Source organism: Enterobacter sp. LM3, from assembly GCF_046622475.1.
GTDB classification, from domain to species: domain Bacteria; phylum Pseudomonadota; class Gammaproteobacteria; order Enterobacterales; family Enterobacteriaceae; genus Enterobacter; species Enterobacter cloacae_P.
In genome coordinates this window covers 22,423-40,747 of the sequence record NZ_JBJURN010000015.1, presented here as the reverse complement: position 1 = coordinate 40,747, position 18,325 = coordinate 22,423, and the positions used below count along the sequence as shown (strand labels likewise).

At 54.9% G+C, this 18,325-nt stretch carries 21 protein-coding genes; 7 read left to right on the top strand and 14 right to left on the bottom strand.

What is annotated here, in order from left to right; all coding sequences use genetic code 11:
- Window positions 1-10 precede the first annotated feature (10 nt).
- From flgK to flgB, 10 genes are all read right to left on the bottom strand, one after another.
- Complete coding sequence (gene flgK, locus ACJ9N4_RS15655) at window positions 11-1,651, bottom strand: flagellar hook-associated protein FlgK (RefSeq protein WP_182271016.1); 1,641 nt, start codon at window positions 1,649-1,651, stop codon at window positions 11-13.
- 75 nt (window positions 1,652-1,726) lie between these two features.
- Window positions 1,727-2,680, bottom strand: a complete 954-nt coding sequence (gene flgJ, locus ACJ9N4_RS15650) for a flagellar assembly peptidoglycan hydrolase FlgJ (RefSeq protein ID WP_182919786.1) — start codon at window positions 2,678-2,680, stop codon at window positions 1,727-1,729.
- Window positions 2,680-3,777, bottom strand: coding sequence for a flagellar basal body P-ring protein FlgI (locus tag ACJ9N4_RS15645; RefSeq protein ID WP_182271014.1), 1,098 nt, complete (start codon window positions 3,775-3,777; stop codon window positions 2,680-2,682). Before ACJ9N4_RS15645 ends, flgJ begins: the two co-directional genes overlap by 1 nt.
- Window positions 3,778-3,789: 12 nt before the next feature.
- Entirely contained in the window at window positions 3,790-4,488 is a 699-nt protein-coding gene (gene flgH / locus ACJ9N4_RS15640) for a flagellar basal body L-ring protein FlgH (protein WP_024909015.1), read from the bottom strand.
- 57 nt (window positions 4,489-4,545) lie between these two features.
- Window positions 4,546-5,328 (bottom strand): flagellar basal-body rod protein FlgG, encoded by a 783-nt coding sequence (flgG, locus tag ACJ9N4_RS15635; protein WP_182271013.1) that lies wholly within the window; start codon window positions 5,326-5,328, stop codon window positions 4,546-4,548.
- Window positions 5,329-5,339: 11 nt separating this feature from the next.
- Window positions 5,340-6,095 carry a flagellar basal body rod protein FlgF gene (locus ACJ9N4_RS15630; protein WP_182271012.1) on the bottom strand — a complete coding sequence of 252 codons (756 nt, stop codon included), beginning with the start codon at window positions 6,093-6,095 and terminating at the stop codon, window positions 5,340-5,342.
- Window positions 6,096-6,115: 20 nt separating this feature from the next.
- Window positions 6,116-7,366: a flagellar hook protein FlgE gene (gene flgE / locus ACJ9N4_RS15625; protein ID WP_182271011.1), complete on the bottom strand. Its 1,251-nt coding sequence runs from the start codon at window positions 7,364-7,366 to the stop codon at window positions 6,116-6,118.
- A gap of 26 nt (window positions 7,367-7,392) precedes the next feature.
- On the bottom strand, window positions 7,393-8,106 hold the full coding sequence (gene flgD / locus ACJ9N4_RS15620) for a flagellar hook assembly protein FlgD (RefSeq protein WP_182271010.1): 714 nt from the start codon (window positions 8,104-8,106) through the stop codon (window positions 7,393-7,395).
- An 11-nt stretch (window positions 8,107-8,117) separates the two neighbouring features.
- Window positions 8,118-8,522 carry a flagellar basal body rod protein FlgC gene (gene flgC / locus ACJ9N4_RS15615; RefSeq protein WP_003857997.1) on the bottom strand — a complete coding sequence of 135 codons (405 nt, stop codon included), beginning with the start codon at window positions 8,520-8,522 and terminating at the stop codon, window positions 8,118-8,120.
- A 3-nt stretch (window positions 8,523-8,525) separates the two neighbouring features.
- On the bottom strand, window positions 8,526-8,942 hold the full coding sequence (gene flgB / locus ACJ9N4_RS15610; RefSeq protein ID WP_182271009.1) for a flagellar basal body rod protein FlgB: 417 nt from the start codon (window positions 8,940-8,942) through the stop codon (window positions 8,526-8,528).
- A gap of 157 nt (window positions 8,943-9,099) precedes the next feature.
- Here flgB and flgA point away from each other — a divergent pair, with 157 nt between their 5' ends.
- The 3 genes from flgA (at window position 9,100) to flgN (ending at window position 10,576) form a co-directional block, all read left to right on the top strand.
- A complete protein-coding gene (flgA, locus tag ACJ9N4_RS15605) occupies window positions 9,100-9,759 on the top strand; it encodes a flagellar basal body P-ring formation chaperone FlgA (RefSeq protein ID WP_182271008.1) in 660 nt (219 codons plus the stop codon).
- A 93-nt stretch (window positions 9,760-9,852) separates the two neighbouring features.
- Window positions 9,853-10,146, top strand: coding sequence for a flagellar biosynthesis anti-sigma factor FlgM (flgM, locus tag ACJ9N4_RS15600; protein ID WP_182919785.1), 294 nt, complete (start codon window positions 9,853-9,855; stop codon window positions 10,144-10,146).
- A 4-nt stretch (window positions 10,147-10,150) separates the two neighbouring features.
- Window positions 10,151-10,576, top strand: a complete 426-nt coding sequence (gene flgN, locus ACJ9N4_RS15595) for a flagella biosynthesis chaperone FlgN (RefSeq protein ID WP_182271006.1) — start codon at window positions 10,151-10,153, stop codon at window positions 10,574-10,576.
- Between the two features lie 59 nt (window positions 10,577-10,635).
- On the opposite strand, the gene murJ is transcribed toward flgN, so the two are convergent.
- The 4 genes from murJ to rimJ all read right to left on the bottom strand — a co-directional run bounded on the left by murJ (window position 10,636) and on the right by rimJ (window position 14,534).
- The gene (murJ, locus tag ACJ9N4_RS15590; protein ID WP_182271005.1) at window positions 10,636-12,171 is read right to left on the bottom strand and encodes a murein biosynthesis integral membrane protein MurJ; all 1,536 of its coding nucleotides are present in this window, start codon (window positions 12,169-12,171) and stop codon (window positions 10,636-10,638) included.
- A gap of 192 nt (window positions 12,172-12,363) precedes the next feature.
- Complete coding sequence (locus tag ACJ9N4_RS15585; protein WP_182920017.1) at window positions 12,364-13,287, bottom strand: Gfo/Idh/MocA family protein; 924 nt, start codon at window positions 13,285-13,287, stop codon at window positions 12,364-12,366.
- A gap of 2 nt (window positions 13,288-13,289) precedes the next feature.
- Entirely contained in the window at window positions 13,290-13,940 is a 651-nt protein-coding gene (locus ACJ9N4_RS15580) for a YceH family protein (protein WP_182919784.1), read from the bottom strand.
- A 9-nt stretch (window positions 13,941-13,949) separates the two neighbouring features.
- Window positions 13,950-14,534, bottom strand: coding sequence for a ribosomal protein S5-alanine N-acetyltransferase (gene rimJ, locus ACJ9N4_RS15575; protein ID WP_182271003.1), 585 nt, complete (start codon window positions 14,532-14,534; stop codon window positions 13,950-13,952).
- A gap of 226 nt (window positions 14,535-14,760) precedes the next feature.
- Between rimJ and mdtH the strand changes: the two genes are divergently transcribed.
- The 4 genes from mdtH (at window position 14,761) to dinI (ending at window position 18,147) form a co-directional block, all read left to right on the top strand.
- Window positions 14,761-15,969: a multidrug efflux MFS transporter MdtH gene (gene mdtH, locus ACJ9N4_RS15570; RefSeq protein WP_182919783.1), complete on the top strand. Its 1,209-nt coding sequence runs from the start codon at window positions 14,761-14,763 to the stop codon at window positions 15,967-15,969.
- A gap of 124 nt (window positions 15,970-16,093) precedes the next feature.
- On the top strand, window positions 16,094-16,654 hold the full coding sequence (locus tag ACJ9N4_RS15565; RefSeq protein WP_182271001.1) for a lipoprotein: 561 nt from the start codon (window positions 16,094-16,096) through the stop codon (window positions 16,652-16,654).
- 126 nt (window positions 16,655-16,780) lie between these two features.
- Window positions 16,781-17,827: a dihydroorotase gene (pyrC, locus tag ACJ9N4_RS15560; protein WP_182271000.1), complete on the top strand. Its 1,047-nt coding sequence runs from the start codon at window positions 16,781-16,783 to the stop codon at window positions 17,825-17,827.
- A 74-nt stretch (window positions 17,828-17,901) separates the two neighbouring features.
- Window positions 17,902-18,147: a DNA damage-inducible protein I gene (dinI, locus tag ACJ9N4_RS15555; protein WP_182270999.1), complete on the top strand. Its 246-nt coding sequence runs from the start codon at window positions 17,902-17,904 to the stop codon at window positions 18,145-18,147.
- Window positions 18,148-18,325 lie beyond the last annotated feature (178 nt).

Below are 18,325 nucleotides of genomic sequence, written 5' to 3'. Positions count from 1 at the left end.
AACCTCAGCCTTAGCGAATATTAATTAACGCATCAAACAGCGTGCTCGCCGTTTGCAGAACCTGCGCATTCGCCAGGTAGTACTGCTGATAACGCTGCAGGTTACCGTACTCTTCATCCAGGTTAACCCCGGAAATAGACTGCTGCTGCTTAGTCAACTGCGTCACCACGTTGACTTTGGTTTCGCTACTGGTTTTCAGTGACGCCGTGGTGCTCCCCACGGTACTCACCAGAGCCGCATAAGCATCGTTGAAGGTCTTGTTGCCCCCCACCCGTTTAGCATTCTGCAGATCCAGCAGTTTTTGACCGTTGGTATTGTCGCTCTCACCGCTGGTACTTGATGAAGCCATCGCCAGTTTGGATTCGTCGCTGATCGCAACGTCCATATTCATGATGACGTCATTCACCGGTTTGACGAGGAAACTGTCTTTCGTGTTGGCAGAACCGCTGATATTGAGGTTCAAACCATCAAATGCCAGGTTACCGCTGGCGTCCGGCGTTGCGGTGAAGCTGGTTTTGTCAGACAGACGCGTCACCGTCCAGTTGGTACCGTTATATTCAACTTTATAGTTGGTCGCCTGAACCGCAGAGCTGTTCGTCATGGACACCGTCACCGACGCGCTACCGGTGTTTTTACCGTTACTCAGCGCTGACGGAGAGCCGAAATCAAACAGTTTACCGCCAGCATCACCGTTCGCATCGAATCCGGCTTGATGCTGGGTATTCATGGCATCGGCAAAGGCCAACGCCATCTGGTTCAGGGCGTTACGCGCGTTATCCAGGTCTCCGGAGCGGAAAGTCAACAGCCCACCCAGTGAACCGGTGGTGATCTGCTTTTCCGGGATCTCTACGCTACCGGCTGCGGCATCAACATAGGCAATGGTGGTACGCGCCGGATCGGCGCTTGATTTCACCGCAGCCAGCTGGCTGGCGGTACTACCCTGCACCAGGGTGTAACCATTAGCGAACGAGACGTTATAGGTGCCACCGTCCTGTACGGCCACTTCCACGCCCACAATCTGGTTAAGCTGGCTCACCAGTTGGTCACGCTGGTCGAGCAATTCGTTAGGTGATGCGCCTGCGCCGACACCGGTCAGACGGGAAATCTGATCGTTAAGGTTAGCAATCTGCTTCGCATAGTTATTGATCTGATCAACGCTGGTCGTAATCGCCGTGTTAACCTGCGAATCCTGGTCACGAAGATATTGATCGTTGGTTTTAAACTGGTTTACCAGGCCATCCGCTTTACCGATAACCGTCTGGCGCGCAGCCGGATCTTCGGCGTTGCTGACCAACGTCTGCATGCTTTTAAAGAAATCCTGCAGGGTGGTCGCCAGCGAATTGGTGGTATCAGAGAGCACATCGTCAATTTTTGACATCTGCTGATAACGCGTCGTCAGACCGCTGCTCTGCGTCTGCGCGGCGCGCAGCTGATTGGTAATAAAGGCATCATACTCACGCTGCACACCGGAGACATAAACCCCGTTACCCACCCAGCCACCGCCGGTCAGTGTGCTGTTAGCCGCACCCAGAATAGTATTCTGACGGGTATAACCTGCCACGTTATAGCTTGAAATATTATTACTTACGGTATTGAGTGCCGCCTGTGCAGCACCGAGGCCACTCATGGCGCTGTTAATCAAACTGGACATGGGGGTTCCTTTTATACTTTCAGACACGAGTCCTGATGAAGGTTATCGGCAACCTCCAGCGGGACTTGAGAACTTTCAGAACAGATTTTCGAGATCTGTGCTATAGGCTTTGCTGACCTTCTCACCCATTGATTTCAGTTGCTGAATCATGCTGGTGAGCTTGCGCGCATAGTTCGGATCGGTGGCATAGCCGGCATTTTGCAGCGCCTGTGCCCCCTGCTCCGGCGTCGCCGCCTGCGTGACGGCGGTATAGCGTGGGTTTCGGCTCAACAAGCCCACATAATCAGACAACGCCTCAAGATAAGAGCTGTAGACGCGGAATTTGGCTTTGACCTTCACCGCCGCACCGTTTTCATATTCGGTGGTGGTGATCTCGGTTGTCGGCCCCTTCCAGCTGGCGTTGGCCTTCACGCCGAAGATGTTAAAGCTTGGTTCGCCATTTTCCTTACGGATCTGCCGCTGGCCCCAGCCCGATTCCAGCGCAGCCTGCGCCAGGATCAGGTGATGAGGCACACCACTTTGCTCACTGGCAAGACGTGCAGGCAGAGAAAGCTGCGCCAGGAAGTCTTTGCTGTCACCTGAAAGCGGTGTATCACCGCCGTCCGTGGCCTTCGGCATCGCTTTACGTACCATCTGCGTCAGTGCCTGGTTCTGATAACTGGTCACCGTTTCCAGGTCAAACTTCATTGGCACCTGCTGCGGCTGATCCTGAGGCTGAATGCCCTGCGCGGCTTCGGTCTGTTTCACAATCATGTCAGCCAGACCGAGGCCTTTTCCGGCGGTCATCTGCTGCGCAATCTGCTGGTCATACATGCTGGTGTAGAGACGCGTCGAATCGCTGCTGAACATCCCGTCTTTCGGCAGGGTTTCACGCATACTTTTCAACATCATCTGTACAAACATCCCTTCCACCTGGCGGGCAACCGGGCGGATATTCGCCGACGGATCTTTGCCTGCTTTGGTTTTCAGTTCGTTGAGCGACTGGGCATCCCAGGCAGCACTGGTCAACAGTTTGCTATCGGTTAGCATCAGATGATTTCCAGTTTGGCGCGCAGACAGCCTGCACTTTGCATGGATTGCAGGATGGACATCAGATCCATCGGCGTCGCACCCAGCGCATTCAGGGCACGTACCACGCTGTTCAGGTTGGCACTGGCACGCACGCTTTGCAGTGAACCACCGCTCTGGCGCATATCAATCTGTGTTTGTGGTGTCACAACGGTCTGGCCACCGCCAAATGGCGTTGTTGGCTGGCTGACGTTAGCCGAGCGGTTCACCGTCACTGAGAGGTTGCCCTGTGCGACAGCACAGCTGTCCAGCGAGACTTCGCGGTTCATCACCACCGAGCCGGTACGTGAGTTGATGATCACTTTGGCATCCTGAACCGGAACGTTAACTTCCATATTCTGGATATCCGCCAGCATGCGCACCTGGCTGCTGCTACCTGATGAGGTGCGGATCTGCACGGTACGGGCATCCAGCGCGGTAGCGCTGCCATAGCCACGGCTGCGGTTGATGGTGTCGGCAATTTGCTGCGCCATGGTGAAGTCTTCATTATTCAGCTGCAGGTTAATGGTATTACCGGCACCGAACTGAGTCGGCAGTTCACGCTCGATGATTGCCCCGTTAGTGATACGCCCACCGTTCAGCTGGTTCACCTGCACGCTGCTTCCGCCTGCGGACGCGCCCGCACCGCCCACCAGGATGTTCCCCTGCGCCAGCGCATAAACCTGGCTGTCGACACCCTTCAGCGGTGTCATCAGCAGCGTACCGCCGCGCAGGCTTTTAGCGTTCCCCATTGAGGAAACCACCACATCAATGGTTTGACCCTGACGCGCGAACGCCGGGAAGGAGGCCGTGACCATCACTGCCGCCACGTTTTTCAACTGCATGTTGGTTCCCGCCGGTACGGTGATACCGAGCTGGGAAAGCATGTTGTTTAAGCTCTGAGTGGTGAATGGCGTCTGGGTAGTCTGGTCGCCCGTGCCATCCAGCCCCACGACCAGGCCATAGCCAATCAGCGAGTTTTCTCGTACGCCCTGAACGCTGGTGAGATCGCGAATACGGTCAGCCTGGGTACAGGTTGCCACCAGGGCCAGCGCCATTGCGAAGAAGAATTTAAACATGGGTCACCTCGCTTACATCGGCGATAAGTTAAGGAAGAAGCGCTGCAGCCAGCCCATATTTTGCGCCTCATTGATGTAGCCGTTGCCGACGTACTCGATGCGCGCATCCGCCACCTGGGTGGACGGTACGGTATTGGTGCCGCTGATGGTGCGAGGGTTAACCACACCGGAGAAGCGGATGAACTCGGTGCCCTGGTTGATGGCAATCTGTTTTTCACCCACAACGTGTAAGTTGCCGTTAACCAGTACCTGGTCAACTGTCACCGTCAGCGTACCGCTGAAGGTATTGCTGGCATTCGCGCCACCTTTACCATTAAAGGTATTGCCGCCAGACGCGTTCACATCAGCACGCGCATTGCCGAACAGCCCTTCGAGATAGCGTGGCACGGTATCGAAGCCAAAATTCGTTTTGCCATCGCGGCTGGCATTCGCCGACGAGCTTTTGCTCGCGCTGACGTTTTCCTGCAGCACAATGGTCAATGTATCGCCGACATTACGCGGGCGGCGATCTTCAAACAGCGGCTGATAACCGTAATTAATCGGCTGCGCGGTCTGGAAAATGGAGCCGTTTACCACTGGCGCAGGGCCAGGAACGGGTTGGGCAGTCGTCGCACCCTGGACCAATGGTTTAGACGGGATCAAAGCACACCCGCTGAGGGTGACAGCCAGAACAGTCAGTATCGGATAACGAAACGCCGCGTTTTTTTGCATTGCCTTCATCTTCGAAAACAGGGAGCCGGTGCGGCATTTACCGCACCGGTCTGCACCTTAGAGTTGCGTCAGTTTCTGCAGCATCTGGTCGGTCGTCGACACTGCTTTACTGTTAATTTCATATGCGCGCTGAACCTGGATCATATTCACCAGTTCTTCCGCAACGTTTACGTTGGAGGTTTCGACATAACCCTGATACAGCAAACCTGCGCCGTTCAGACCAGGTGTACTTTCATTCGGCGTACCGGAGGACTGGGTTTCGGTGTAGAGGTTCTCACCAATGCTTTCCAGACCGGTATCGTTCATGAAGGTGGTCAGGTTAAGCTGCCCGACCTGCACCGGGTTGGCCTGCCCCTGCTGGGTCACACTCACGACCCCATCACGCCCGATGGTAATGCTCAGGGCATTCGCCGGGATGGTGATCGCAGGCTGAACCTGGAAGCCGCCCGCCGTCACCAGCTGACCGTTCTGATCCACCTGGAATGAGCCGTCGCGGGTATAGGCTGAGGTTCCGTCAGGCAACTGAACCTGGAAGAAACCCTGACCTTTAATGGCCACATCTTTACTGTTATTGGTCTGGGACAGGTTGCCCTGGCTGTGCAGACGTTCCGTTGCCACCGGACGAACACCGGTACCAATCTGGAGACCTGACGGCAGCGTTGTTTGCTCAGAAGACTGCGCACCCGGCTGACGAATGGTTTGATAAAGCAAATCTTCAAAAACGGCACGCTGACGCTTAAAACCATTGGTGCTGACGTTTGCCAGGTTGTTGGCAATCACATCCATGTTGGTTTGCTGCGCGTCCAGGCCAGTTTTCGCGATCCATAAAGAACTGATCATAAGAAGTCCTGTTAACTCATAGCCAGAAGTTGGTTAGCCTTGCTCGCGTTTTCGTCCACGCTGCTGATAACCTTCATCTGCATTTCAAAACGACGGGCGCTGGCGATCATGTCGGTCATGGCTTCTACCGGTTTGACGTTACTGCCTTCCAGTACTCCCGACATCACACGGATGCCCGGATCGGCCTGTAACGTGGCACCGCGGGTAGCCTGTGCTGCCTGGGTCAGACGGAACATACCGTCATCGCCACGCTGCACTTCTTTGCCGTCCGCTTTAACCAGCTTCAGACGCCCGACAGGCGCAACGGTATTGGCCGGGTCGCCCGGATTCAACGCCGAGATGGTGCCGTCTGCCGCAATGGTCAGCTCTGATCCTTCCGGCACCGTAAGCGGGCCTGCTTCGCCCATCACCGGATGCCCCTGAATCGTCAACTGACCGGTGGCGCTGACCTGGATATTCCCGTTACGGGTATACCCTTCGCCGCCATCTGCCGTTTGCACCGCCAGCCAGCCGTCCTGCTGCAGGGCCACGTCCAGCGGACGCGAGGTGTAATCCATCTGGCCTGGCGTCATATCAGCACCCGGAGTGGATGCCGTCACCAGCGTACGTGTCGGCAGGGAAAGCCCTTCTACCGGCACCGCACGCAGCGCATTAAGCTGCGCACGAAAGCCCGGCGTAGAGGCGTTTGCCAGGTTGCTGGCCGTAACGGCCTGCTGATTGAGCGTCTGACTTGCCGCGCCCATCGCGGTATATATTGCGTGATCCATTGCGCTTTCCTGTTAGCCGCTTAACGCAGGTTAACCAGCGTGTTGAGGATCTGATCCTGAGTTTTGATGGTCTGCGCGTTCGACTGATAGTTACGTTGCGCGACAATCATGTTCACCAGCTCTTTACTCAGATCAACGTTAGAGGCTTCCAGCGCACCGTTAGTCAACTTACCGAAGTTACCGGTACCCGCTGTACCCAACAGCGCCACGCCGGAGGACTGGGTCGCAGACCAGACGTTGTCGCCTTCAGATTTCAGACCTTCGTTGTTCGCGAAGTTTGCCAGCACGATCTGGCCCAGAACCTGAGACTGTTCGTTGGAATATTTACCCACAACGGAACCGTCATCGTTGATCTGGTAGCTCACCAGGTCACCCGGTTTGTAGCCGTTCTGATTGGTTGCCACAACGCTGTTCGCACCGGTGTTCTGTTGCATGGAGTTCAGGAAGCTCAGGGAGAAGGTGGCCGCCGTCGCACCACTGACTGAACCTGTGGTGACATTGATTGCTGGCGTTGTGTTTGCTGTTGCGCTCAACACACCCGCAGCGTCGTAGTTGTACACACCAGCCAGGCTACCATTCACATCGAAATTCATCTGTGCCGCTTTCGTTGCAGCAGAGCCGGTAACGCTACCGTCCTGAGTGTAGAGATCCCATTTATTGTTGGCTGTCTTAACGTAGTAGACATACATGTTATGGGCGTTACCCTGGCTGTCGAATACGGTCACGGTGCCTTTTTTGTTATAGGTATCCGGGTTAGTTGCATCGAAAGGGGCCGTTTGAACAGGATCGGTCGAATTCAGGTTGATCTGCTGCGTCGCGGTGGTAGTCGATTTCGCCGCCATCAGGGTATTCGGGATAGTAATCGCCTGTGGGTTCGCACCGGTCTGAACGGTCGGGGGCGTTCCGGCAACCGGATACCCTGTCAGCTGCATACCCTGCATGTTCACCAGGTTACGGTTTTCGTCCAGCTTGAACTGACCGTTACGGCTGTAGAACACGGAACCGTTGGAATCGACCATACGGAAGAAACCGTTCTGGCTAATGGCAACGTCCAGGCCACGACCCGTGTTGGTGGTCGTACCGTCGGTAAAGTCCTGAGTGATACCCGCAACTTTTACGCCCAGGCCTACTTTGGAACCGGCAAACATGTCTGCAAATGAGGCAGAACCGGATTTAAAACCATAGGTCGCGGAGTTGGCGATGTTGTTGCCAATGACATCCAGGTTGGTGGCCGCAGCATTCAGGCCGCTGACCGCTTGAGAAAAGGCCATGACTTACTCCTGATAAGTGTTAAGGCTTAGATAATCTGCCGAACTTCGTCGAGTGTGGTGGTACCAGAGGTACCCAAATCCAGTTTGTTGTTGCCATCGCTACCTTTAATGACGCCCTGAACCAGCGCGAACTGCAGCGGTTGTGCCACCAGCTGGGTGGAGCCGTTGCTGGCGCTGATCGCCACTTTGTAGGAACCGTTTGGTGCTTTCGTGCCGTCTGTAATGCTGCCATCCCAGGTAAAGGTATGAACACCTGCGTCCAGCTTACCGATATCAATGGTACGAACCACGGCACCGGTCGCATCGGTGATCGTCGCCGTCACCTTGTCAGCTGCCTGCTGCAGCTCTACGCCAAACGGGGTGGTGGAGGTCGTGGTTGTCCCTTCCGTCGTACTGCTACCCGCAAGAACGGTGGTACCCGGGATCATCACTCCGTGACCAATCAGGTTCGCGGCCTGCAGGGATTGACTGCTGTCGATTTGACCCGAGACGGAGCCGAGGGTGGTATTGAGTTTTTCGATGCCGCTCACGGTACTGATCTGCGCAAGCTGCGTGGTCAGTTCGTTGTTCTGCATCGGGTTGGTTGGATCCTGGTTCTTAAGCTGAGCCACCAGCAGCGTCAGGAAGCTGCTTTGTAGATCGGAGGCGCTGTTAGTGGTCAGGGAACTGGAACTCGTCGAACTTTTTGTACTACTGACACCTGAGTTCGTTGGGTCATTCACATTTACGGCGATGGACATGCGTGTCTCCTTTACTGGCCGAGCGTGAGCGTTTTGAGCATCATGCTCTTCACGGTATTAAGCACTTCGACGTTTGCCTGGTAGCTACGTGAGGCAGACATGGAGTTCACCATCTCACCGACCACATCCACGTTAGGCATTTTCACGTAACCGCTGGCATCGGCGAGTGGGTTACCCGGTTCATACACCAGCTTGTCGGGTGCCTGGCTCTCGACCACGTCAGCGACTTTCACGCCGCCCGTCGCTGCGCCTGGCGCGGCATCCACCTGAAAAACCACCTGTTTTGCACGATAAGGTTGTCCGTCAGGGCCGGTCACGCTGTCGGCGTTGGCCAGGTTACTGGCCGCTACGTTCAGGCGTTTGGACTGAGCGGTTAACGCAGAACCGGCAATATCAAAAATATTCAGCAAAGCCATTGATTAGTTGCCCCCCTGCAGGACGCTCATCACGCTTTTAATTTGCCCGCCGAGCACATTCAGCCCTGTCTGGTATTGCAGGCTGTTATCGGCAAACTGTGTACGTTCCCTGTCCATATCAACGGTGTTACCGTCGAGAGAAGGCTGATCGGGAATGCGATAAAGTAAGTCGGTCGTGGGTGCGGTCATCGCCTGAGCGGGAATATGGCGAGAGGATGTCATTGCAAGTGCGACACCCGTGCCTTCGGCACGTCCACGCTCCATCACTTTTTTGAGTTCACTGGAGAAATCGATATCGCGCGCCTGATACCCTGGCGTATCGGCGTTAGCGATATTGGCGGCTAAAATCTCCTGCCGCTGGGCGCGTAAATTGAGCGCTTCCTGCTGAAAACGTAACGCGGCGTCGAGTTTATCGAGCATGTCTCCTCCGCTGATGGCAAAATTTCAGTTCACAGCTTAAATCTCAACCCGTCCGCCTTATCGACGGAATAAGCGCAAAATGCGTCGCTATTTATTCCGTTGATGCAAAACCACTGCAGGTAAAATCGTCCCACTTCTGGAAACGGTGGAATTTGCGATGCGGACGTGGAAAAGAGCCCTGGTGGCAACCTTATTGCTGTTAAGCCCCCTGGTGCAGGCGGAAGGTCTGCAGGCTCAACTGACGGCTTTTTTTGCTCAGCAACTGGCGGGTTTTAGCGATGACGTCAGTGTGACCGTTCGCACACCGCCTAATTTGTACCCCTCCTGCGAACAACCCTCCTTCAGCGTGGCCGGCACGACAAAACTGTGGGGTAACGTGAACGTTCTGGCGCGTTGTGCCAATGAAAAACGCTATTTACAGGTTGCAGTTCAGGCCACAGGCAATTATGTTGTCGCCGCCGTTCCCATCGCCCGTGGCAGCGCGCTGCAGACCAGCAGCGTGACGCTGAAGCGTGGCCGTCTGGATCAACTGCCTCCGCGGACGATGCTTGAAATTAACCAGGCGCAGGATGCCATCAGCCTGCGTGATGTTGCTCCCGGACAACCCATCCAGCTCTCAATGCTGCGTCAGGCATGGCGGGTTAAGGCGGGTCAACAGGTGATGGTGGTGGCCAACGGAGACGGCTTTAGTATCAACAGCGAAGGGAAGGCATTAAACAATGCCGCCGTGGCGCAAAATGCCCGAGTCAAAATGTCCTCAGGCCAGGTGGTTAGCGGAACCGTCGATTCTGATGGGAATATTCTGATTAACCTATAATCTTTTTAAAGATTTCGTGGCGGCTGCCGATAAATAATCAACTAATGATGATGTCAGGCGCAAACGCCGCGAACCCTCGATGAGGACCACAATATGAGCATTGATCGTACATCAGCCCTGAAGCCGGTTAGCACTGTACAACCTCGCGAAACGAATGACGCTACGCCACAGAAAACGCGTCTGGAAAAACCGTCAACCGCCAACAGCACCAGCGTGACCCTGAGCGATGCCCAGGCAAAACTGATGCAGCCAGGCAGCAGCGATATCAACATGGAACGTGTTGAAGCGCTGAAAACGGCGATTCGTAATGGTGAACTGAAAATGGACACCAGCAAAATTGCTGACGCGCTGATTCAGGAAGCGCAGAGTTTCTTACAGAGTAACTAATCGTATGAGTCGACTGTCAGAAATACTGGATCAAATGACGGTTGTCCTGAATGACCTGAAAACGGTAATGGATGCAGAACAACACCACCTGTCTTCTGGTCAAATCAACGGCAGCGCGTTGCAACGCATTACTGAAGACAAAAGTTCGCTGCTGGCGACACTGGACTATCTGGAGCAGCAGCGTCGCGCGGAACAAGATCCGCACCGCAGTGCCAATGATGAAATTATTGAGCGCTGGCAGACTATTACAGAAAAAACCCAGCATCTGCGCGATCTCAACCAGCATAACGGCTGGCTGCTTGAAGGCCAGATAGTGCGTAATCAGCAAGCGCTTGAGGTATTAAAGCCTCATAAAGAGACTGGACTGTACGGCGCGGATGGTCAGACATCCACGGCGCGAATTACAGGCGGGAAAAAGATTTCGATTTGAAGCAAAAGCGACAAATCATGCAGTGGGGAGCACCAGCAGGTGAACTCCCCTTTTGGCGTTTACGCCGTACGGCGGGTGAACTCTTTCACTTTAAAGCCCAGCACGGCGAGCGTGGCAAAGTAAGCGACAATACCGACCACCACCACGGCCATCAGACGCATCAGACGGTAAGGCATGGTGCCCAGTGACCACTCAGGCATCACATACATCATGCCGTACAGTGCCGCTGACATCACCAGCACCGCAATCACCAGGCGCACGAGGAAACTCGTCCAGCCAGGCTGCGGGGTGAAGATCTTCTGCTTGCGCAGCTGCCAGTACAACAACCCGGCGTTCAGACAGGCCGCCAGACCAATCGACAATGACAGACCCGCATGCTTCAGCGGACCAATAAATGCCAGGTTCATCAGCTGCGTCATAATCAGCGTCACAATGGCAATCTTCACCGGCGTTTTGATGTTCTGACGTGAGTAGAACCCCGGAGCCAGCACCTTAACGACGATAAGCCCCATCAACCCTACCGAGTACGCCACCAGCGCGCGCTGCGTCATCGCCGCGTCAAAGGCGGTAAATTTGCCGTACTGGAACAGAGACACCGTCAGCGGTTTCGCCAGGATCCCCAGAGCCACCGCGCTTGGCAGCGCCAGCAGGAAGCACAGACGTAATCCCCAGTCCATCAGACGGCAATATTCATCATGGTTACCGCTGGCAAAGCTTTTCGACAGCGACGGCAGCAAAATCGTCCCCAGCGCTACGCCCAACACCCCGGACGGAAACTCCATCAGGCGGTCAGCGTAGTACATCCAGGAAACCGAGCCGGAAACCAGGAAAGAGGCAAAGATGGTGTTGATGATAAGCGAAATCTGGCTCACGGAGACGCCAAGGATTGCGGGCCCCATCTGCTTGATCACGCGCATTGCGCCAGCATCACGGAAGTTAACGCGCGGCAGCACCAGCATGCCGATTTTTTTCAGATGCGGAAGTTGATAAGCCAGCTGCAATACCCCGCCCACGGTCACCGCCCAGGCCAGTGCCAGCACCGGTGGGTGGAAGTGTGGTGCGGCGAACAGCGCAAAACCGATCATGCTGACGTTGAGGAACGTCGGTGCAAACGCCGGAACGGAGAAACGGTTCCAGGTATTCAGGATCGCCCCCACCAGGGAAGCCAGTGAAATCAGCAGAATATAAGGAAAGGTAATACGCAGTAGCTGAGTGGTGAGCGCAAATTTGTCTGCCGTATCGGCAAACCCCGGGGCCGTCACCATAATGACCCAGGGCGCAGCCAGCATCCCGACAACGGTCACCACCGCCAGTGCCAGCGTCAGTAACCCTGAAACGTAAGACACGAACACCCGGGTCGCATCTTCACCCTGCTTGCTTTTATATTCCGCGAGGATAGGGACAAACGCTTGCGAAAACGCCCCTTCTGCAAAAATACGGCGCAGCAGGTTCGGCAGTTTGAACGCGACGAAAAAGGCGTCCGTTGCCATCCCTGCGCCAAAAACCCTTGCCACAATCGCGTCGCGGGCAAAGCCGAGCACGCGGGAAAACATGGTCATCGAGCTGACTGCTGCCAGCGATTTTAATAAGTTCATTAACGTGAATTTCCACAACCCTACGGCAAAACGCCTGCAATGCAGGCGTAATTATTGCCCGGCGGCGCGTCGCTTGTGCGGGCCTACGGACTTGCAGTCCGGGTTAGCGTAAGCGCCACCCGGCTAAATCAACAATCGGCGCTTAGTCTACCCCGATTTAAGGGAATTACTATCGACAGATGTTACAGAGGATTATTCACTCATGGCATCGCGCCAGAGCCTTTCCACAACGCGTTGCGCCATAATGGCCTGCTCGCCGGATGTTTCCGGAACCGTCTGATTTTGCACGCAAGTGATAAAGTGACGCGCACACCCGACGAAGCCGCGCTGTTCCAGCATACTCTGCCAGCCCGGAACCGGAAGCGTGACCACACCGCTGCCCTTCTCTTCCCGCCATTCACGCATGTCGGTAAGGTCATACAGCGCGCCGTCCGTGACAGCCTGCACAGACTCTCGCTGGCTACCAGCACGGCGGTGCATACTGGTCGTCACCTGGAGGTGATCGGCGGCGAAATGGTGTTCGGCATAAACCATCTCACCCTGTTCGTTGGTCAGCAACGTACCGCTTTTCAGCTGTGCATGACCGCCGGTAAGCCAGAGCGCCGTGTCCACGACATGCAGATAATCGTCCAGAAGCGTAAAGCGCAGGTCGTTAGGCCCGATGCTGTCAGTACGGTGCTTATCCATTCGCAGCGAGGCAAGATTGCCCGCCTGTGCCTTCAGTTGCTGATAAAGCGGCGCGAAACGGCGGTTGAAACCCACCATCAGCGTCAGCTTTTTGCGCGCCGCCAGCTCAATCAGGCGTTCTGCATCCTGCACGTTTTCCGCCAGTGGCTTATCCACGCAGACGTGAACACCTGCATTTAGCAGCTCACTCACCACCTGATAGTGGGTTGCCGTTGAGGTATGGACAAACACCACATCACACTCACAGGCTAACGCCGGCAACGAGCTGGCGTACGGTATCCGCCAGGTTTCACAGATACGCTCTGCCTTTTCACGGGTGGGAGACCACGCCCCCTGTAACGTCCAGTCTGACGCGGCCCCCAGGACAGGCAGCCAGGCTTTTTGCGCAATACCACCCAACCCCACCACGCCCACACGTAATTTTTTCACCATCAATCTCCTAAATGTGCCAGCAATGCATCCAGACGCTGTTTCAGCCCGGCGACCTCGTCTTCCAGCGCCTCCACACGCGCCGTCAGGCTATCATTGACGACTGCGGATCCAGCTTCTGTTGCCATTGTTGAGGCCTCTACCTCACCGCAGAACAGGTGCATATAGCGGCTTTCACGTTTACCCGGCTCGCGCGCCAGACGTACCACATAAGGGCCATCATCGCGGGTGGCAAGCCCTTCCAGGGTTTGTTCGACTTCCTGCATATCGCTGAATTCATGCATTCGGGAAGCGCGCGTGCGCAGCTCGCCCGGCGTTTGCGCCCCGCGTAGCAGCAGGGTGGTGATCACCGCCACTTCCGCCTGACTTAGCTTCAAATCACCAAATTCGGAATTACAGAAACGCTGCTCATATTTGGTCACACGGTTACCGAAACCACTGACGGTGCGCAGATAGTGACGTTTAACCAGTTCATCCAGAATGTCCTGCACGTCATGCTCACCGAGGTTCATCACCGGCTCACGGTTGGTCTTTTGATTGCAGGCCATCGTCACGGCATTCACAGAGAGCGGATACTGCTCCGGGGTGGTGACCTGTTTTTCAAGCAAGCACCCGATAACGCGCGCTTCTGTACCGCTTAACTGATATTTCATTTTTTCTCCTTAGCGACCTGCACTCCAGTCCTGGGTGGTTAATGCCGTGAGCACGTGGTCTCGCCATTCCCCATCAATAAGCAGATAGTCTTTGGCGTAGCCCTCTTTCTCAAACCCTAAACGCGCCAGCAAATTACCGCTGCGCTGATTATGCGGCATGTAGTTCGCCATAATGCGATGGATATGTTGCGTGCGTTGCATGTAGCGGATCGCCACCGTTAACGCCTCGTACATCATCCCCTGCCCCTGCCATTTCTGACCGATGGAATAGCCGAGATAACAGGCGTGAAACGACCCGCGCACCACGTTTGAAAAATTGGCAATGCCGATGATCTCTTTTTCATCCGGATCCAGCAGCGCAAAGTAGAAGGCGCTGCCCTGTTTATGAAATTCCGTAATCATGCTGAGGCGCGCCTGCCAGCCGGAGGGGTAGCAATGGCTCTCATCCCGAACGGGTTCCCAGGGTTTTAAAAACTGGCGATTCTCGGCGTAATAATCCGCCAGACGCCAGGCATCACGCTCATGCACCAGACGAACGACCAGCCTGTCCGTTGTCAGACGCACTTTTGGCACATTACTACGATAGCCAAACATTGATACCACTCCTTCCCGTCACTTCTGCTCTGCCCATTAGCTTTACTATACCTGCGCCTGCGCCGTCTGTGAAAACAGTGACATACCATTTTCACATTTTTCGATGAGAACTCTCTATCAAAGCACTCTTTTGATAAAAAAATATTGTCGTAGTCGGGGGTGGGAAAAAACATGGCGACATCGCAGAATGTTAGCGTGCTCACCGTCTCTTTTCCCTGGAGGGGAAATGTCCCGCGTATCACAGGCCAGGAGCCTGGGTAAATATTTCCTGCTGGTCGATAACATGCTGGTCGTGCTCGGCTTTTTTGTTGTGTTTCCTCTCATCTCGATCCGCTTTGTCGATCAAATGGGCTGGGCAGCATTAATGGTCGGTATCGCGCTGGGATTACGCCAGTTTGTCCAGCAAGGCCTGGGCGTCTTTGGCGGGGCCATTGCTGACCGCTTTGGCGCAAAACCGATGATCGTCACCGGCATGCTGTTACGCGCAGCAGGCTTTGCCACAATGGCAATCGCCCATGATCCCTGGCTACTGTGGTTCTCCTGCTTCCTCTCCGGTATTGGCGGCACCCTGTTTGATCCGCCGCGTACCGCGCTGGTGGTGAAATTAATTCATCCGCGGCAGCGGGGCCGCTTCTTCTCGATTCTGATGATGCAGGACAGCGCCGGGGCAGTTGTTGGCGCACTGCTGGGAAGCTGGTTGCTGCAGTACGACTTCCGTCTGGTCTGCGCAGCCGGGGCGGTACTCTTTATTCTGTGCGCCCTGTTTAATGGGCTGTTTCTGCCCGCCTGGAAGCTGTCGACAGTTAAAGCACCGGTGCGCGAAGGTCTTGGCCGCGTTCTGCGCGACAAACGTTTCGTCACCTACGTGTTGACCCTGACGGGCTACTACATGCTGGCCGTGCAGGTCATGCTGATGTTACCGATCATGGTTAACGACATCGCTGGTACGCCTGCGGCCGTCAAATGGATGTACGCCATTGAAGCCTGTCTTTCATTGACGCTGCTGTATCCGATTGCCCGCTGGAGCGAACGGCGTTTTCGCCTTGAACATCGTCTGATGGCAGGGCTTTTGCTGATGACGCTGAGCATGGTGCCGGTCGGTATGGTGAGTACACTTCAGCAACTGTTTACGCTAATTTGCACCTTTTATATCGGCTCCATTATCGCTGAACCCGCCCGTGAAACGCTGAGCGCCTCGCTGGCAGATGCCCGCGCCCGTGGCAGCTATATGGGGTTCAGTCGGCTGGGTCTGGCCTTTGGCGGTGCATTAGGCTATGCCGGAGGCGGCTGGCTGTTCGACGCCGGCAAAGCGCTGAATCAGCCGGAGCTCCCGTGGATGATGCTTGGCGCGGTAGGCATTATGACGCTGCTGGCCCTGTGGTGGCAGTTCAGCCAGAAACGCAGCACCAGCGGAATGTTCGAACCTGGCGCGTAGCCCTTCTCTCTGGCGGGATCCCTGTTCCGCCTTTATTCTCAGTTTTTTCTGCTAGTTTCTGCTATTTCACACTGACATACTGACGCTTCAGGACAGAAGCGCCGATTTTTCGTTGAGGAACACCATGAAGAAGATTGTCATTGCTGCTGCATTAGTCATCAGTGGTCTGCTGGTAGGCTGTAACCAGCTTACGCAATACACTGTCAGTGAACAGGAAATTAATCAGGCGCTGGAAAAACACAACAACTTTTCCAAAGACATTGGCGTGCCGGGGCTTGCCGATGCGCATATCGTCCTCAGCAATCTCACCAGTCAGATTGGGCGTGAAGAGCCCAATAAAGTCACCCTTTCCGGGGATGCGAACCTGGATATGACATCGTTATTCGGCAACCAGAAAGCAAACATTAAGCTGAAGCTCAAGGCACTGCCGGTCTTCAATAAAGAAAAAGGGGCCATTTACCTGCAGGAGATGGAAGTGGTCGACGCCGTGGTTACTCCAGACAAGATGAAACCGGTCCTGCAAACCCTGATGCCCTATCTGAACCAGTCGCTGAGCAGCTATTTTAACCAGCAACCGGCGTATGTCTTAAGTGAAGACAAGAGCAAGGGCGAAGCGCTCGCGAAGAAATATGCAAAAGGGATCGAGGTGAAACCGGGCGAAATTATCATTCCTTTCACCGATTAACCTGAAGGGCGCAGAAGCGCCCTTTTTTTTACGGAAAAGTGTGCAAAGGAAAACGTTTCCGCTTATGATTTGTGTCCGGCAAAAACAGCCATCCTAATGACTGATCCCTGACAAGCCGGAGCTTCCATGACTGCACAATCCCAGGTTCTTAAAATCCGCCGCCCTGACGACTGGCATATCCATCTGCGCGATGGCGATATGCTGAAAACCGTTGTGCCGTATACCAGCGAAATTTATGGCCGTGCGATTGTCATGCCTAACCTGGCTCCACCCGTCACCACCGTTGATGCCGCTATCGCTTATCGCCAGCGTATTCTTGATGCGGTTCCGGCGGGACATGATTTCACCCCGCTGATGACCTGCTACCTGACCGATTCACTCGACCCGAATGAAGTGGAGCGTGGGTTTAACGAAGGCGTGTTCACCGCCGCCAAACTTTACCCGGCCAATGCCACCACCAACTCCAGCCACGGCGTCACCAGCATTGATGCCATCATGCCGGTTCTGGAACGCATGCAAAAACTGGGCATGCCGCTGCTGGTACACGGTGAAGTGACGCACGCTGAGATTGATATCTTCGATCGTGAAGCCCGGTTTATCGATACCGTGATGGAGCCGCTGCGTCAGCGTCTTCCTGCGCTGAAAGTGGTATTTGAACATATCACCACCAAAGATGCGGCGGAATATGTCCGCGAGGGTAACGAACTTATTGCGGCCACCATCACCCCTCAGCATCTGATGTTTAACCGCAACCACATGCTGGTGGGCGGCGTGCGCCCTCACCTGTATTGCCTGCCAATCCTCAAACGCAACGTCCACCAGCAGGCCCTGCGCGAGCTGGTTGCCAGCGGCTTCTCCCGTGCATTCCTGGGTACAGACTCCGCGCCTCACGCGCGCCATCGCAAAGAAGCAAGCTGTGGTTGTGCAGGGTGTTTCAACGCGCCGACCGCTCTTGCAAGCTACGCAACCGTGTTTGAAGAGATGAATGCGCTGCAGCATTTCGAGGCGTTCTGCTCCCTTAATGGCCCGCGTTTCTACGGGCTGCCCGTCAATGACACCTTTATTGAGCTGGAGCGCAAAGCGCATCAGGTGGATGGATCTATTCCGCTGACGGATGACACGCTGATCCCATTCCTGGCGGGTGAAACCGTAAACTGGACGGTAAAACGCTAAAAAATCAACGCCCCTTGTTGTCAAATCAGCAATATACCTGTATAAATACACAGTATATTACACAGGGGGCATTTATGCGTATTGAAGTCACCATAGCCAAAACAACCGTCCTGCCTGCCGGCGCACTTGATGCGCTGGCGGGCGAACTTTCTCGCCGCATTAACAATACTTTCCCGGAAAACGAAGGTGCCGTAACGGTGCGTTATGCGACGGCGAACAACCTCTCCGTCATCGGCGGTGCAAAAGAAGATAAAGATCGTATCAGCGAAATCCTGCAAGAAACGTGGGAAAGCGCCGAAGACTGGTTCATTACCGATTAAATTTTGCTCCCTCATTGTGTTTTTTGCCGGGTCGCCCCGGCTTTTTTTTGCTCTGTTCCCAGAAAGTTCAATTTAATTCAGCATCTTCTTAAAAATCGTGAGCAAGATGGTGTTTTATTGTTCGAACAATCCTAAAGCGCAGAAAAATGTGTTGCCAGCTATTTATTTTTCCCTTCAG